General features: G+C 55.2%; 9 protein-coding genes. 7 read left to right on the forward strand and 2 right to left on the reverse strand.

Annotated elements, in window-relative coordinates:
- Positions 1-69: 69 nt before the first annotated feature.
- Both NB063_RS31020 and NB063_RS31025 read right to left on the reverse strand, forming a co-directional pair.
- The gene (locus NB063_RS31020; RefSeq protein WP_250933545.1) at positions 70-4,635 is read right to left on the reverse strand and encodes a protein kinase domain-containing protein; all 4,566 of its coding nucleotides are present in this window, start codon (positions 4,633-4,635) and stop codon (positions 70-72) included.
- Entirely contained in the window at positions 4,632-6,848 is a 2,217-nt protein-coding gene (locus NB063_RS31025; protein ID WP_250933561.1) for a caspase family protein, read from the reverse strand. Before NB063_RS31025 ends, NB063_RS31020 begins: the two co-directional genes overlap by 4 nt.
- Positions 6,849-7,778: 930 nt before the next feature.
- Here NB063_RS31025 and NB063_RS31030 point away from each other — a divergent pair.
- From NB063_RS31030 to NB063_RS31060, 7 genes are all read left to right on the forward strand, one after another.
- A complete protein-coding gene (locus NB063_RS31030; protein WP_250933547.1) occupies positions 7,779-8,924 on the forward strand; it encodes a caspase family protein in 1,146 nt (381 codons plus the stop codon).
- Between the two features lie 362 nt (positions 8,925-9,286).
- Positions 9,287-11,305: an alpha/beta hydrolase gene (locus NB063_RS31035; RefSeq protein ID WP_250933549.1), complete on the forward strand. Its 2,019-nt coding sequence runs from the start codon at positions 9,287-9,289 to the stop codon at positions 11,303-11,305.
- A 196-nt stretch (positions 11,306-11,501) separates the two neighbouring features.
- Complete coding sequence (locus NB063_RS31040) at positions 11,502-12,395, forward strand: Lnb N-terminal periplasmic domain-containing protein (RefSeq protein ID WP_250933551.1); 894 nt, start codon at positions 11,502-11,504, stop codon at positions 12,393-12,395.
- A 602-nt stretch (positions 12,396-12,997) separates the two neighbouring features.
- Positions 12,998-13,240 carry an HTH domain-containing protein gene (locus NB063_RS31045; RefSeq protein WP_250933553.1) on the forward strand — a complete coding sequence of 81 codons (243 nt, stop codon included), beginning with the start codon at positions 12,998-13,000 and terminating at the stop codon, positions 13,238-13,240.
- Between the two features lie 344 nt (positions 13,241-13,584).
- On the forward strand, positions 13,585-14,475 hold the full coding sequence (locus NB063_RS31050; protein WP_250933555.1) for a GYF domain-containing protein: 891 nt from the start codon (positions 13,585-13,587) through the stop codon (positions 14,473-14,475).
- A 176-nt stretch (positions 14,476-14,651) separates the two neighbouring features.
- Complete coding sequence (locus tag NB063_RS31055) at positions 14,652-16,754, forward strand: ATP-binding protein (protein ID WP_250933557.1); 2,103 nt, start codon at positions 14,652-14,654, stop codon at positions 16,752-16,754.
- 419 nt (positions 16,755-17,173) lie between these two features.
- Positions 17,174-17,539: hypothetical protein (locus NB063_RS31060; RefSeq protein ID WP_250933559.1), on the forward strand; the 366-nt coding region annotated here is incomplete at its 3' end.

Here is a 17,539-nt window from a genome sequence, read left to right on the forward strand (position 1 = left end):
CCCAACTCCCAACTCCCAGCTCCCAACTCCCAGCTCCCAGCTCCCAGCTAACAGCTAACAGCTAACGCCTCAAGGATCATCAACTGCGATCGTAAACGGCACATCGATGAGTGACATGTTGCTTTGAACGATCACCTTCTGTTGCCCTTCAGTGAGTTCGTTCACACGCTCGACCGCATACGACTGGATCTGTTGCAGACTCACGACTTGTCGCAGACCGGGCACGGGCAGCGGTGGGTTTGGCACTTCGGCGTAAATCCGTTGATGGCGTAACGCTTCGATGACGGCGAGTGACAAAGCCCCGTGTCCCCACGAACTCCGCTCCTGAGCCGCCTGCGCGCTCAACGAGGAAGCGAGCACCGCGACGCCGCGGTCACCCGCGCCAGTCATCTCGCTGGCGACCTGACGCATCCGAACTTGCATCTGGTTCGCACCGGGGCCACGCAAACCGATATTGGTCGCCGCGCCGCTGTGACAGGTATCCAACAAAACCACGACCGCTCCGGGAATTTCCTTAAACTCACGGAGCAAATCGTCCCACGAAATGCCAGTCGCCGCGATAGATGAATCCGGATTGAAATCAAAATCATAGGGCAAGAAGTAATAGTCACCGCTCTCGTGCAAACGTCCATGACCGGACATGGCAACCACCAGCAGACTGGGGTGCAACGCCTTCATCCGAAGCTGTTTGAGCTTGTTGAGAATCGCGATGCGACTGGCCTGCGCGTTGGTGAGCGTCTCGACGGTGACCGACGTAAAGGCGGTTTGAGTCCGAAAGACATCCGAAAGCCCCATGGCGTCGTCGTCTGGATACTCAAGACTATGCTTTGCGTCCTGGTAATCCGAAACGCCAACGGCCAGCACGTAAAGATGCTGGTAGGTCGACTGACGCGGGGGAAACAATGCCTTGTCTCGATAAACCGGTTCAGCCGCCCGCGACGTCCGCCCCCGATACCCGATCGTCGACAGTGCGAGGAAATCGGATTCGTTTTGAAGTTCATCAAACGCGGGATCGCGGGCCAACCTGGGAACGATCGTGTACCGACTCTTAAGCACCGCTTGAGAGAGCAATTCAATCGCTTCGTTGAGGTGTTTTTCTATTTGCGGGATGTCCCGTGTCATGACCTCCTGCTCATCGTCGACTGTTTTCGCCAACAGTGTTTCGAGCACCGCCTGTTGATAGAGGTCGACTTCGGATGCGTTTTGCAGCATCGCGTAATGGCGGCGACTTTGCTTCAGACGTTCCTTCGCCTGCTGCTTTCCATCTTCGAGCAAATCCAATCGCGACAAATTCACCAACGTCCGCGCAAACGAAGAAATGTATTGAGCTTGATCAGGGTTCTGTTTGGTTAGCTCATCGTTGACCTGATACACCTCCGCTGCCAGCTCTTGAACCGCGGCGATCGCCTTCGGATCCTCTTTGCGTCCGATTTGATCGACCATCAGTTCGATCAAATCGTTTCCGTAGGACCCCAAGTCACTGCGGTAGTCGGCGATCAGCGGTTCGGCGCCGATCAGTCTCCGGTCGGCCTGCAAAGCCTGTTCATACCATTCTATCGCCTCTTCGATATCATTCTTCAATGAATTGAGGTGACCGAGATTTCGAAACGAGCGAGCCAGCTGAAATTTGGCTTCATGGTCAGCCGGTTTCATGTCGACGACTTCTTGCCGCATCTCCATCGAACGTATGTACGAGTGCAGCGCTTTCTGGTAGTCCCCAATCGCGATTTGCACGTCACCCAAGTAGCCATAGCTACGACCGAGATCGCGTTTGCTGCCTCGATCACCGACACGCCGGACTAACTCCTCGCGGATGCGGCGTCCCTTCTCATAACTCTCCAGTGCTTCTTGATATTCATTTCGCAACTCATACAGAATCCCCAATTCATGATGGACGGATCCGAGAGATTGACAGATTTCGTTGTCGTCGGGTGACGCCTCGAGAAGCAACTCCAAATCACGTTTTGCGAGATCGAAATCTTTCTCTGCCCGATCGTAGTCGCGTGATTCTTGGTGCAGAACTCCACGCCTCAGATAGGTTCCCGCAATCGACTTGGTCAGCCGCGTGCGATCCTGCGTCCTTGGCAACAGCCCCTGGTAGATCGCGATGGCGGAATCGTAGTGACTGATCGCGTCGGTTTTGTCCCCCAGTTCGCTCGTGATACGCGCCATCCGCTGGAGAGTCTGGCCAAGTTCCAAAGAGATCGCTTCATCGAGTTGCTCGCCTTCGCTGAATTGTTCGACGTAGTTGCGGTAATACGTCAGCAGTTCACTGCGGAGCGGTTGAAGATCGGGACGTCGTCTCAGATCGCCTTCGGTCAGAATTCGGAAGATCCCATCAAGCGCCGCAACGGCGGTGCGGAAACTCGTGTCGGCACGTTCGTTGGCCGTCTGCAGCTCGGCCGCAAACTGACGTTCGGCTTGCAATTGGCGATAGTTGATCGCCAACACCCCCAAAGTTGCGAGCGTGACCAGACAAACGAGCGCCAACCCGCTGCCCACTGGATGTCGGCGGACGTACCGTGCGGCACGAGCGGCGGTACCCAGCGGTCTGGCTTGGACGGGTTCGTGATTCAAGAACCGAGTGAGTTCTTCTTGGAGCTCGGCCGCGGATTGGTAGCGATGATCGGGCGATTTCTCGAGACACTTGCAAACGATCGCATCCAAGTCTTTGGGAACCGCTTTGTTGTATTTGCACACCGGGTCAGGGTCGGTATATTCGATCCGCCGCATCATGTCCAACGCCGACGATTCTTCCGAGACGCCGAATAGCGGACGCAGCGTCAACAGTTCCCAAAGCGTCGCACCGAGACTGTAGACATCGCTGCGATGATCGATCGAACCGATCGAAAGAACCTGCTCGGGGCTCGCGTACCGGAGGGTGCCCACAAATTGCCGGGTCCGGGTCACTTTGGCCGACGTGTCGTCTTCCATCTGAGCCAATCCGAGGTCCATCAAAACCGCGTCCTGACCATCGGAAGTGAGCATCACGTTGCCCGGTTTGATGTCACGGTGCACCACGCCCGCCTCATGGAGCGACTGCGTGGCGGCGGTGACCTGACACAACAACTTCACCGTCTCGGTGATGTAATCGCGAGAGGCGGTGTCGGTTTGGGCTGCGGTGGCATCGATTTGCTCGATCCGATCCTGAATGTCAAAGCTTTCATCGATCAATTCCTCTCGCAACCGGGTCGCGCGAACACACTCCCTGAACTCATCGAACCAGCGTGAGTAACTGAGCGTGCCCACGCTGACGTTTTGTTCGCGGAGTCGTTCCATCACCACGCCCATGTCGACACCGTCAACGAGTTCCATGGCGTAGTACCAATGGTCCCCCTCGACGCCCGAGGAAAAGATCTTGATCAGGTTGGGATGTTCGACGCGCGCGAGCGCGTGGATCTCCCTCGAAAATCGGGCTTGAGATTTTGGATCCCCCGACCGCATCAGACTTTTGACCGCGACCTCACGTGCCAACGACGGTTGCCACGCGCGATAGACAACGCCCATTCCACCTTGGCCCATTCGCGTGAGCAATTCGAACTCTCCCGTGGTTTGGTCGCTCCGCCGGGGCGGGCTCGGAGGTCCCTGGGAATCGTCCGTGGTCTGGGTCAACGAGACGGTCGACGAATCCGTCGTGCGTGGTGGCGACGGGAAAGCCCCATGCGAAACGCCAGCGATGAATTCCGCGAGGTCTTCCTGCATCGCAACACTGCTCTGCGTTTGCCCTGTTGTGTAACACAGCGAGTGAGCTTCCGTGTCCTGTGGAGGTTCGGCCGAGATTCGCTCTGCCAAAAAGAACACTTGGTTGAGTTCGATGTCAAAGGAAACGACAGGATGACAAGACCAGAGGTTCGACAAACAAGTCGTCTTACTGACGTCGCGGGTGTCAAGGTTAGCGTCCAGGTACACGCTGCCCGCACGCGGCAGGTTGTGAGTGGATCCGACCAACTCGACATCCCGAATCCGGCGAGCGACGTCACCCATCAACGTATATCGATCGACAATCCAACGGTCGCTTCCCCGCGCCGTCACCCCCGAAACAAAAATCAATTCGCGTCCCAACAGCAAATCGACATGCGGCAACCAATCCTCTGCCGCCGCGAGCAGTTGATTTCCTATCAACTCGACAGAATCCTCGCCGGTGGCCGCACCGGGCTGTTGGCTCCAAACACGCCAACGGTACGCGGGCAATTGAGTGAACAGATCGAGCAAAGAGTCTGCCACGCCGCTGGAATCCGGCTGCTCATTGACGCGTCGCAGGGTTTCTGCCAATTGGCGACACGGCTCAAAAGACTCCGCCATCTTTTCCGATAGCGTCCGACTCGTCGCACGAAGCGACGAATCATTTCCACCGATCTCAGGAAGCAACGATTTCAGAATCGCGAGCCAGTCCGCGAGTTTGGGACGGACCAAGCGATGCAGCAATTGCAACTGTTGCTCGTTCGCGCTGCGTGAATGCGAAAACTCGAGAATCACCGCGGTCGTCAGCAATTTGATGCTTGCTTCCCAGAGGAAGAACGCAGCCTGATGTTTCTCAGTGGCGGACTTCGCCGTGCTCGCCCGCCGGTGCAATTGGGCGATGGGAAGCGGAAGCCGTTGTGCAATTTCGGCATTGAAGGAGGGTTTTGGCGTCATGGTGTGGTTTCCCGTTGAGCAACTGCTTGCCATGTCTTCATCGTGACCGCCCAGGTCGGATCGTAAGCGAGCTTGGCGTCATCCATGCCTGTCGATTCACCGCGGTTTTGGAAACAGGCTTGTTGCAGCAGAAGACGGTCGAGCGTCGACGCGGCCTTGGATCGAGTTAACGACCCCAGCAACCCTCCACCACGGATGCGAACGAGGCTGTTCTGACCAAGCCATGAGTATTGATTCGGCGAATAGGTCACGATCGCAATCGTCCATCTTGCACCGACACGAATCTGCTCGTCGTCGTCGCGGCAACATTGATAGCCGCCAACCTGGATCGTGTCGCCGTGATTGATTCGCGGCGATGGATTGCCGATCGCCGACGGAATCATCATCTGGATCCCCATGTCGCTGTTGATTTGCAACACGGTCAGATACCCAGGACGTTGATCATCACTTTGGTAGGTGATGCTCCAGTCGTAACAATCCCCATCGACGATAACCGGCTGCTTAGCGAGGTCCCAATCGTGGCGGGAGTTCTCCCAAGGTTTTCGCGAAGCGATCGCACCGTTCTTGAGTTCGAGTCGTTGCAGATTGAGTTGCACGCGGATCGGCGAATCGGCAGATTGTTCGTCCGCCAACCGCATCAAGTTCCTCGCTCGCGTGATTCGAAAAATGGCATCGCGAATCGAGTTGCCCGCCTGCACGGAGTCGTCCAGTTTAAACGGCCCCCATCCGCCACGCAGCGATATCGGAACGGTGCTCTGGTCCGCGTCTCGCGATACTGGCGTGTACGCCATCGCGATCGCGGGAAACAAGGCGGCAAAATCCCCGTCCAGCTTGAGCACCAAATCATAAGCGGCATTCGCATCAGCCCACGTCAACCAATCGCTGCCCTGCGTTTGCGATTGGCTTTCGAATACGGTGCGAAGCGTTTCCGTGCGGTCGCGTACTGAGGCTTGCGTCACCGTTCGTTCGGATCCATCTGGCTGCATCTCAATCACCCGCACCCGCGTCGCGCCGTCACCGGGTTCGTGATACTGTTCCAGTGCAATCCCCGACGACATACCGGTTGGCCATTTCGCAATTTGGAGTGACATTCCGTCATCGTTAAAAATCTGTGCACGCGAGGCGGTCGCCTCCACCGACTCGACGCCCAGCCACCGGATCGCGGGCTCGGGGGATTCCGAAGTCGAACGGTCGGCACGATGAAGCGTGAACAGCGAGCCCTCGGTCATGCCATCCATCGCGCCGGCTCGGATCCATGCGAACCGAGCATCACGGCCATCAGGAACCACTTGCCAATCGTCATGATTGAGTTCCGTGCTGGCACCGCAAACGATCCGGTCTTTCGCACCTTCGATGCCGGGTGTTGGTGCGGGTACAACCCGTCGATCGCTTCGATATTGCGATTCGATGAGATCAGCCAAACGAGCATACGTCAGCGACGAGATCTGTTTGGTGCGAGTGAGCACATCGGTTAGTGATTTGGTTAGCAAACCGAACGACCGGTCGCCGTCATTAAACTCAGGCTCCTTCTCGACCGACTGGCACGCGTAAAGAGCGACGGCATCTGCCGGCAATTCTCGCTCACGCAGTCCGCTCGTTGATTCGCGTGATGCCTGTGTGTCTAGCACTCGCCGAGGCAAGGCACGGAATCGCGTGGCGCTCGTGCCCCGCACCCCCGTGCCGCTATGGCAACAATCCAGAATCATCCACAAGTGGGTTTGTTGACGGCGGCAGACAAGGTGCGCGAATTCATTGAGTTCATCATCGCGGATTTCGTTTTCGCCGCCCTGAACCATCGCGTCACTGGGCAAAATCGTTTCGTCCAGGCCATCGCGTTCGTCGCGGTACGGACCGCTGGGTTGGTCAGCCAACTGCGATCCATGACCGCTGAAGTGAAAGACCACATACGCCTGCTGATCATCCGGAAGAGCCTGCAATTGGGAAACGATGCTGCGGAACGCCTCCCGAATCAACTCGCCTTTGGCCTGGTCATCGATCAGTGTCGTGATGTTCTCCGCTGGAAATCGAAATCGCGTTTGCAAAGTTTCCGCGATCAGATGAACGTCGTTACGACTTCCCATCAACTGCGCATCCTCCGGCAGGTGCGGGTATTGATCGACGCCGACCAAGAGCGCGAGTAACGCCGGCGAGCTTGAGGCATCATCATCGGCATCAGCCGCCGCCGCGCCGCTGCCAAGCAAAACCAGACACATCGACAAGGCGATAAACCTGCGTGGCGGACCCGAAGTCGTCGATCGCACGACTGAACACGCCATCGGAAAGCCTTTCACGCTGAATGTCCAAAAACTCAAAAAGTTCTCACGGCCCCCGTGGTGTTCATCGCAACTCGAGTGCCAAGGCCGGTACAGACAACCGAAACTGCGATAGGTTTCTTGACGCTCGACTCGAAATAAAAAGCCTGTGAGCGGATTCACGACTCAAAGGAACGTCGATTGAATGACGGCGGGATTTCAAATGCAGCGAATCGGCGTAAGCCCAATGGCATCTACTTTGTTTGCGGTGCGGCGCAACCCGCCCGGTAACGCGGGACCGGACGGCTTGCGCCGTTCCGCTAAAACTTTGCTTCAAAACACCCGACGTCCCAACAACGGTCGCATCCATCGTGCATGCGAAATTTCGAAGTAACAGGGCGCGATATGAGCAATCTTCCAAGTCACTTCGAATGACCATCCGCAGTCACACTGGAAACGGCGTCTCAAATACGTGCGTGAACTCTGAGCTAGTTTGCACATGTGCATATCCCCACACATGAATGTCACCATCGGGGCACCATAACGTCTCAATCATACGACTGGCGATCGATTAGGGTCGACGGTACATGACTTGCGGAGCCTCCAGGTGTTCGCCACGAGTGGGCGAGCACCGCGTTGCAGGATGCTTTCGCTACTCGGCTGGGAAGGGATGTGTGTGTTCGTTCGCGGGGGACGTTGATTGTTTTAGTGTCTTTTTTAGCGGAACGGCGCAAGCCGTCCGGTCCCGAGTCACCGGACGGCTCGCGCCATTCCGCTACTTTTGAAATCCTTCAGTAATCCAATCGACGTCCCGAGCGAACGGCCACACTAATCACTTCACAGCCTGCCCGTGAAGCCTGAGAGTTTCGTGAAGCCAGAGAGATTGATGCCATGATGCGACAAACCTGCCGACGACAATTCGTATTGTTCATCGCGTTCTGTCTGCTCCCATCCGGTTTGCTTCCCCAAATCGCGTCCTCGCAAGAACCAACGGTGCATGCGGTCATCATCGGCGATACCTCACCCGCGGCGGGATGGGGAGCACTGGCGGTGCACATCACCGCCGACACGGTAGGCATGTACGCCTCGCTCGCCAATGGGCTACCCGAATCGCAGTTCCGATACTACCCGCTGTCGTTGGAAGACGACCAATGGGCGACGCCCGACAACATCATGTCGTATCTCGCCGAGGTCAACGTCCGCCCCAATGACACGCTGCTGTTTTACTACTCGGGACATGGTGCCGCCGACGACAAAGGGCACTACTTTCACCTCGCCGGCGGAAAACTCTATCGCGATGACGTGCGTCGGGCGATGGAGACGAAGTCGGCACGACTAAACGTCCTGCTCAGCGATTGCTGCAACTTGCGTGAGGACGGCTTTTCATACTTCGCTCCGGGCATCCGCGAGTCACCACCGCTGCGAGCCAAGCCGATTTTCGAAGCGTTGCTCTTGCGTCCCACCGGTTGGGTCGACCTCAACGCGAGCTCACCGGGAGAAGGCGCGTTCTTCGGTTCCGACGATCCAGAAAAAGGCGGCTTCCCCGGTTCGCTATTCACCACCGCGTTGTTGAACCTTTGGGAGAACCAATCCAACACGAGCATGACTTGGGACGAAGCCGTTGATCACGTACGCGTGGACGTCTATCTCGCATTTCGACAAACCTATCCCAAAGGGGCTGCACCGGAAGCCGGATTTGACAGTCAAACGCAACAGAACGTTTATGCCTACAGCTATCCCGGTATGCCACCGCGCACCGGCCCTCGGACGGGAATGACGGTCCGCAACCATTCCAATCCAGGAGCGTTGATCGTTCGCGCCCAACCGGATTCGCCAGCCACTCACGCATTCGATGTAGCCAAACAAACGTTCGTTTCACTCCAACCGGGACAAAACATCGTCAGGGCCAACGACACCGAAATTCAACGCGTCGAAGACCTCGTAGCGGTCGCGGCCGATTCACCTCAATTGATGCGACTGATGATTCAAAACACAAATGGCACGGCGTCCGAATTCCTGATCTCGCTGAGTTACTAAGTTACCAAAGCTTCGTCAGCATTGGACGTTCACGTACCGGAACTCGTCAATGACATTTTGATATCGCAACCCGACACTGGAGGGTCGCCTGAACCGGAGGGCTCACAATTACCAAATCGTTTTCATAGCGGAACGGCGCAAGCCGTCCGGTGAATCTCGAACATCTCACGACCTGGCACCGGAGGGCTCGCGCCCTGCCGCTAAAAAACGTAGCGGAACGGCGCAAGCCGTCCGGTCTCACACACTATTTTCAATGCTAACAAATCACTATCCGCCGAACGTCTTAACGGCTTCCGCTATGACTCCACTTTTCATCCAACGTTGACGAAAAACCAGCCGTGCTCGATGACGAGGAGATTTCCATGCATGATCCACGAATCGCGAACTTTTGCCTTCGCATCTGTCTGACATGGGGGTTCGTCCTGATATTAAACGGCGGTCCAGGATGGTGCCAAACGTCCGACTCAGCGGTCTTCGCTGATCCACTGTTTGCAAAAGCCGAAATCAGCTTGGAAGATCTGCAAGCCGGTCTCGAAGACCCCGATCGCGCCGCGAGCCTCATCCGCAACCACTTCACACGCGCCGAAGGACTCACCGCCGAACAACAGCAAGATTTCCTTTCGCAAGCACTGCAACACGAGTCGTGGGAAGTCCGACAACAGGCGGTCGAACAATTACAGCGGCTGGGGATCTTGCAGGAGGTCATTAGCGAGAAGGTGAAGAGTTTGGGGCCACGTGTGGCGTTCTCCTTTAAATCCGCGTTGGTGAAATCCAGACCCATCTCAGCCCCCGCGTCGGCATTGACCGACGAGGCCATCGCAACGCTGCTCAAAGATGTCTCATCCCAAGAAGACGACAAAGGGTTCGCCGCGAAAAGCCAGATCGAAAGCCTCGGCTTGTCAGCGGTACCCGGATTGCTGCAAGCCCTCACGGACAAGGATCTTGCTCCCGTCGCTGCGTCCGCGCTCGGTCGTGTCATCGGCCAAGCGGATGCCAAAGCAAACGCCATCGTCGCCCAGACTCGTGATTTAGGAGCTCGTTCGCCGGCACCAACGACACGTGCGAAGGTGCGAATGGGCACGGTCGAAAAAGGTGAGCCACAAACACTCGTCCGTCGCTTCGGAGAAGACCAACCCACCGACGTGCAAGTGTTCTTTGCCACCAACCGACAACGACTCGATCCCGAACCCGAATCCAATGCCCGTTTGATTACGGGGGCGGTGCTGGTCACGTTCGCATTGGTGGCCTGCATCCTGAGCGTTGCACGTCTGTTCTTTTTCAACAAAGATCATCGAATCGGTTGTTGGCCGATCGTGATGTTTGTCGCGTTGATCGTGTTAGCGATCGGTGGCTTGGTTCAGTTCAACTCCGCGTGGCTGGAAAAGTATTCGCTGCACGAAGGGGTCCAATTTGGTAGCCGTCGCTCACCGACCTCTGAAGTGAGCTATGGCACGTGTCACGTTTCGATCCCACCGACCCATCAACTCGGCCAAGTCGAACGGCCGTCGGTGGGCGCCGAAAGCGAAGAGCATCACGTCGTATTGAGATCCACCGAAGTGATGCAGGACGACGAATTTTTCGACTCCGTGCGGAAGCTCCTGGCGCAAAAAACAACCGATGGAGAATGCTTTGTATTTGTCCACGGCTATAACGTCGATTTTGATGAAGCCGCTCGCCGAACCGCACAAATCCACTATGACCTGCGATTCTCGGGCGTGCCGATGTTCTTCACCTGGCCGTCGCGGGGCAGCTTTCATCACTACTTCTCCGATCGCAACGAAATCCTCGTCAGCCATGAGGTGATCAAGCAATTCCTGAGCGATGTCGCCGAGCGATCCAAGGCCACGCGAATTCACGTGATCGCGCACAGCATGGGGGCCGATGCGACCTGCCGTGCGATCGCGGAACTGGATGCCGAAGGCCAACTCTTCGAGCAAATCGTGTTGGCCGCGCCCGACATCGACACCACTTATTTTGAAACCAATCTGCTCCCCAAGATTATGCCCAAGGCGAAGCGAACGACTTTGTATTGTTCCAAGAACGACTGGGCACTGTACGCGTCGGATCGATTCAACGACGGCCCACGCGCGGGCGACTCGAGTGATCAGGTGATCGTTGCCGTCGGTCTCGACACGGTCGATGCCAGCGACATGGATACCGAGTTATTGGGACACTCCTACTACGGCAGTTGCATGCCGTTGATCGAAGATGTGCGAATGCTGTTGACCGAAAACCTCTCGCCGGAGGACCGGCGACTCAAAGCTCAACAGACCGCACAAAAAATTCCGTTCTGGATGTTTGACTTGTCCGACGCTGCGGATACCGAACCAAACGAAGAGCAAACACCACCCGAGCCCGCTCCGGCCCCATCCTCCGATTAAACGCTAGAGACGCTCGCAAACAACGGAGACGCTCCACTAACAAACACTCCTGTGGGAATCTGTTCCGATTCCGCGGAGTGTTCCGATCAAACCGAGGAATTCGCTCCGGCAAGCGAGAGTGAATGCCGGTATCGCAAGGCATGGACGGATGCCGATCCGCCGATACGTTCGGTGGGGGAATGCTATGTTTTGTTCAGTGTCACAGCGAGATTGGATCTGCTCGCTCGTCAGCACGATGTATCGATTTCTGATCCCGCTGTGGATCATGTGCAGCTTTTCCGGCTGCGCGGTGCTGTCTATTGGCAAAGTGCCGTCGAACAACCGCAACTGGTGCCTCGAACATCGGTTGATGCCCTACACAACGTTCCACGACGTATCCATCGAGATCCAAAACGTGCGTGACTTCCGCCACTGCAGCGAAAAACACGTCGAACCTCGCTACTTGAATCGCACGATTCGTCTCGCCGACATCAACCGCGCCGACCTCTTTGTTTGCTATCCGGGGTCGGATCGCAGCCTGTTTGCGCACACGATGCTGAGCTTCGGGTCGGCCTGCGGCGACGACTACATCTGCATCTCGGTCGAGGCACGCCGCGAGGAAGGTGAGGACTTTGGGTTGATCAACGCCGTCACGGGAGAGTTGGAATTGATCTACGTCGTGGCCACCGAACGCGACATGGTCGACCTGCGGACGCAAATCCGCGAAGAAACGCTGTATCGCTATCCGATCAAAGCGACGCCGGATCAAGTCCGCGGGCTATTGACCGGATTGCTCGAACACGCGAATGACTTGCATCGTTGCCCCGAGTTCTACCGCTTGCTCGAAAACAACTGCACCAGCAATCTTCTCGACCACACGGGCAGCGAGGCGGTGCGACCAGCGAGCAAACATTGGATCGGAACATTCCCCGGCTACTCCGACGTCATCCTACGTCGCCTCGGTTTGATCGAAGCGTCACAACCGATCATGTGCCAACGCTGCCGCTGCGAAATCAACCCGATCGCAGCCACGTGTCGCTTCCGCGCAGACTATTCCCGCTGCCTGCGCCGCAACGAGTGCGGATGTTCGTGCTCCACATCGCATCCGTAGCCGAACAGCGTCCCAATTCACGTAGCTCAGTCTCTCCGGACATCGATTGATTGAGCGCCATTTTTAGCGGCAGGGCGAGAGCCGTTCCCCACAGTCGCCCATTTGCTCCGCAAATGGCCCCCACCCAATATCCATTTGCTAGGGACGTCGATTGAATCACTGCAGGATTTCAAAAGGAGCGAAACGCCGCAAACCGTCCCACCACAGTCGCCCATTTGCTCCGCAAATGGCCCCCCACCCAATATCCATTTGCTCGGGACGTCGATTGAATCACTGCACGATTTCAAAAGTAGCAGAACGCCGCAAACCGGTCCCCCACAGTCGCCCATTTGCTCCGCAAATGGCCCCCCCCAAAAAATCCATTTGCGGAGCAAATGGGCGACAAACTCCCACCAAAAGCTAGAAGCTAGAGGCCAACAGCTCCCCCACAAAAAAATCCCCACGCCTTGGACAAATACCGTCCAGCCCCTCCCCCCCGCCAGCGAACGAGCTGCTAAACTCACGCGAGTGCGAATTTTGAAGCGCACCGGATTTTGAGGGCACACAGGATTTTGGGGCACAAACGCGAGCCATGACGGCTCGGAAGCAGGGGGTATTGAGTCATGAGCATGGGCACGCAGCGGAAGCGTCATCCACGGCTACTCCGATTGATCACGCTCGGACGGGGCGACGAGACCATCGAGACGCTCGCGGCATCGCTCGGCGTCAGCGAGAAGACGGTCCGCAGGGACATCGCGGGGCTGCGTCAATTAGGGATCGCGATCCAAGAGCACATCTGCAAAAACGGCCGCAAGACATACCGATTGTCACCAGACGCGATCGGGCAAGTCCGGTCGCCTGGATGATCATGCCGTTTTTAGGGAAACGCACCCCACCTAATCACCCTGAGCAACGGGAGGGAATTCCTGATAAGCCAATGGTTAGAGTTCCCAAAACGACAGGTTGCCCCTCCTGCAAGACCTCCAGAAAGACCAAAAACGGCCGCGCGCAGCAGCCCTGCAGAGGTAAACTAATGCACCCCATGTTGCAGAGCCCGCAAGACACGCTCAGAATGAGCGTAACCCATCTTGGTGATCTGCCGCACGTGGAAATAACGAGCACCGCATGACGTTCAGTTGCCTTTGATCAGAAGAATCTTTCGTTTCATTTAGCGAAGACACCCGGCCATCCAAAACATTTGAGGGGCACAATGAGTTCTCAATGGTACGTTCAGTACAAAGGAAAAATAGTTGGCCCGGCTAGCGCTAGACAATTGAAAGGTATTGCGCAACAGGGAAAGATCGATCCAGACACCCTTGTTCGCTTGGGCGAGGACGGCAACTGGACTCCCGCTTCACGGGTAAAGGGCCTCTTTGAGAGCGTTTCCCAAACAGGACTGATCGCCAGCGAAGTCATGGATGAGCAGCAACCGCCCAAAGTTATGGTTTTGGCAAAACCCGACACCAGCGATTCAGCACATATCGCAAAAGTTCAGCCCGTTCACGCTGCAGACTCGGCACTATCGCGCTTCGTGTCAGACGGCCAGCCACCGAAGGTGGTGGGAAAGCTGCTTAGTCGAGTTACCGACGTTTGCACCGACGTTGAGCAGCCGGAATACATTGCTGTGCAGCACCTGCCCTCAGTAATGTCACCAGATGCAATCGTGCTGACAAACAAACGGGTGATCATCTTTCGATCCAAGGCACTTGGAAGGATGAATATGGTTGATGTCCCATGGCTCGACGTCCAAAACATCCATATCAGCGAAGGCATTGTTGGCGCGACTCTTTCCGTGTCTGGGTTAAACGGACATGTTGAGACGCTGGATCACCTTCCAAAAGCACAGGCCCGCTGCGTCTATCGGGTGGGACAACAACGTGAAGAGGAGATGCGAGAATACCGCCGAAGCAGAAAGATGGAAGAAGAACGTAATGCTGCCAATAGCATTACAGTCAACACGGCAGTCGCCCCAAGCCAGCCAGCCTTGCCGACTGATGATCTCACTTCTCGACTCAATCAGCTCAAACAGATGCTAGACGCCGGACTGATCGAACGCCACGAGTTCGATGCAAAGAAAGCTGAGATATTAGCAAGTTTGTAGTTTACCCGACACGAGAGAGAAGAAGAGGGCGAACCATATGTCGCAGCATCGAACCGCAAAGGTTTTGCACGCGAATGGCAATGGAATCTTTTCGTCGTACGGCAGTGTCCCAGAACATACTCCTATTGTCTTCACTAAATATTCGAACACAACGGTCACCGCATAGGGCCTTTTAGGTGAGCTTCGAGCAAATCGACTATCGACACTATCTGGAACAAAACAAGCTCCGAGAAAGCGACCGTTTCCAGCCCGTATTTGAGGCCGTCGAAAATGCCTTCAATGCCATTGAAGAACGCGTGCGACTCGATGAAAAGGCCCCCGCTGGGGTTGTTAAAGTCACCATCCACCGAGATGAGAGCCAACAAGTTCTCAACAGCGGAAATAACAAGTCTCAAATGACTCCAGCTGCAGTTTCAGGCATAACGATTGCTGACAATGGAATTGGATTCCGAGAAGCCAATTGGCAAGCATTTAAGACGATCTACACCTCGCACAAAAAGTTGCAGGGCGGGAAAGGTGTGGGCCGGCTCAGCTACCTACAAGCGTTCCGCAGCGCAACGGTTAACAGCATTTTCACGGAGTCAGGTATCTGCCAACGTCGAAAATTCACCATTACACGCACATCAGAGGGCGTATCTAAGTGCGTTTGCAACGTTATAGACGCTAGCGAAACCAAAACAATTGTTTCATTGCAGCATTTCGAAGGGTTCTATTGCCGTAAAGCCCCAAAGTTACCCGATGCGATCGCACGGCAGTTTGCCGTTCATTTCTTCCAGCGTCTGAGCGTCGATGATGGGATTACGTGCCTGCTAATTGACGAATGGGACAGTTCCACTCTCAATTTACACGAATTCTGCAAGACAGAGTTCATGCTTCGAAAAGAAGATCAAACGCTTACTGTTAATGGCCACGATCTAACGGTTACGCACAGTAAATGCAAGACGCGAGTTGCAGAAAAGCATCAAATCATGCTTTGTGCGAACGGACGGGTTGTGAAGCCCTTTGACGTACCTGCCGGTGTCTTACCTACTAGGAAGAAACTGAACAGCCCGCAGGGAGGATACTTCTACATTGGATTCGTCTGCGCTCCTCTCCTTGACGAGAATGCAACCCAAGACCGATTGGGGTTCGCTCTTGAAGAGACTCTTGATTCCACTGAACTACTACCCGACGACGCACCATCGCTTCAACATATTGTGGATGCAGTCAGCAACGCTGGTCGGGATTTTCTTGCCAGTGATATTGATCCACTTGAAGCCGAACACCGGAAGCGGGTATACGAGTATTGTGACGAAAAACTGTTATACCGACCTCTTTTGAGCAACCGTATGGAGCAGATGATGGCAATGCCATTCGGCTTGTCAGATCGCGAATTTGCGAAAGAGATTTGGAGCATCTACAGCGAGTGGAAAGGAGATATACGCAAGCGTTTCAACGCAATGGCAAAAACTGTCCGTGAGAACACAGACAAACTTCGTGATTTCACGGATCAATACCGAGAAATCCTACGGGACATGAGCCAGATGGCGTTTTACGAGTTAGCAGATTACGTGACGGACCGAAGGGCAGTTATCGATTTCCTGGACAGCAGCATGGCGTTTGACGCCGATGGAAAGTTTCGTGATGAAGATGCGATCCACGATATTTTTTTTCCGCGAAAGCAAACTAGCAACGATATCGCCTGGGACGAATCCAACCTCTGGTTAATTGATGAGCGATTGGCATTTCAACAGTTTGCAGCATCCGACATTCCACTGGCTCAGATGGGACTCGATGGTTCAGTCTCACGAGATCGTCCAGATGTTGCAATTGCATACGAAAAATTCTTCGACGCAACCTTTGCGTTCGCAGACCAGCAAACACCGTTCACATCACTCACTCTTGTCGAGTTCAAGAAACCCGAGCGAACGAACTACGACGAAAAAGAGAATCCGATATCGCAGGCACTTCGCTATATCCGTGAGATACGAGAAAAAAAGTCGTTTACTCACGCGGGCCGCAAATTCCGGTTGGCTGATAAATCTCCGATACACATTTATGTCATTTGCCACATCGTGGACAATCTGACCAAACATATGTCAGGGTACAATTACATCGAGACGCCCGATGGCGAGGGCATTTGGCTGTATATGCCTCGTGAAAACGCCTTAGTGCAGATCATGACCTTTGAAAAAGTGATTGCAGACGCGAAGAAGCGAAACGACGTCTTCTTTCACAAGCTTGGCATTGATCGTGACATCGAGCTCAAACGAACGGATCCCAAGGAGGATGCGGCATAGCCAACGGTCTAGCGAACCAAAGATCAGTCGTAGTATTCAACAGGCTCAGGCCTCAAGCACTTCCGCGTCGTTGGTCGTTTAGAAAAGACCGAATCGTCACCGTTTCGAGAGGATTCGCAAACTTGACTTCTCATTTAAGTTGCGTCCCCCTGCTCCACCCTCTCGGCAGAGATTCATGAAGCACAATCGCCTACGCGCGGGAAACTTTCGGGTGTCAATGCGGGACCGCTAATCAGCTTAAATCTCCGTCGCGTTCTTCTCGACCTTCGTGGTTTACTCTTTGCCCCTACCGAGCAATGCGGTATAAAATGTGGAACCATGCCATTCACACAATGACCGCAATCCAAGCGGTTAGGTAATGGTGCTTTCGCGTGACCTGGTTGATGTCCGCCGCTCGTCAATCCAATCGAGTCGTGGCAATGAAACACTTTCGTCGGTTTTCAATTCGATCGCTGCTGATCTTGGTTACCTTCGTAGCGATCTACGTTGGGTACCGAACAAACGCTGCGAGGCAGCAACGTCGCGACGTTGCCGTTGTTCGCGACGCCGGCGGCGTCATCTACTACGACTGGATGCTCCAACCAGTCTACGACGCGCAAGGTAACGTTCCTTACATTAAGATCCTCGAAGATCCTGATGTCATGGATGCTCCCAAGTGGATGCGAGAATTTTTGGGCGATGAGTACTTTCAGCGGGTGTCAAAGGTCCATCTACCCGCGAACGCAGTTGATGAGTCCGTCATGGTGGCGATGTCGCATTTCCGCGGGGGTATGTCCCGTTTGTTG

It is taken from the genome of Aporhodopirellula aestuarii (assembly GCF_023701485.1).
Lineage (GTDB): Bacteria > Planctomycetota > Planctomycetia > Pirellulales > Pirellulaceae > Rhodopirellula > Rhodopirellula aestuarii.

What these genes read in the sequence shown, in the direction of transcription:
- NB063_RS31020 (WP_250933545.1), bottom strand. Translation starts at nt 4,635, where the DNA reads ATGACGCCAAAACCCTCCTTCAATGCCGAAATTGCACAACGGCTTCCG.
- NB063_RS31025 (WP_250933561.1), bottom strand. Translation starts at nt 6,848, where the DNA reads ATGTGTCTGGTTTTGCTTGGCAGCGGCGCGGCGGCGGCTGATGCCGAT.
- NB063_RS31030 (WP_250933547.1), top strand. Translation starts at nt 7,779, where the DNA reads ATGATGCGACAAACCTGCCGACGACAATTCGTATTGTTCATCGCGTTC.
- NB063_RS31035 (WP_250933549.1), top strand. Translation starts at nt 9,287, where the DNA reads ATGCATGATCCACGAATCGCGAACTTTTGCCTTCGCATCTGTCTGACA.
- NB063_RS31045 (WP_250933553.1), top strand. Translation starts at nt 12,998, where the DNA reads ATGAGCATGGGCACGCAGCGGAAGCGTCATCCACGGCTACTCCGATTG.
- NB063_RS31050 (WP_250933555.1), top strand. Translation starts at nt 13,585, where the DNA reads ATGAGTTCTCAATGGTACGTTCAGTACAAAGGAAAAATAGTTGGCCCG.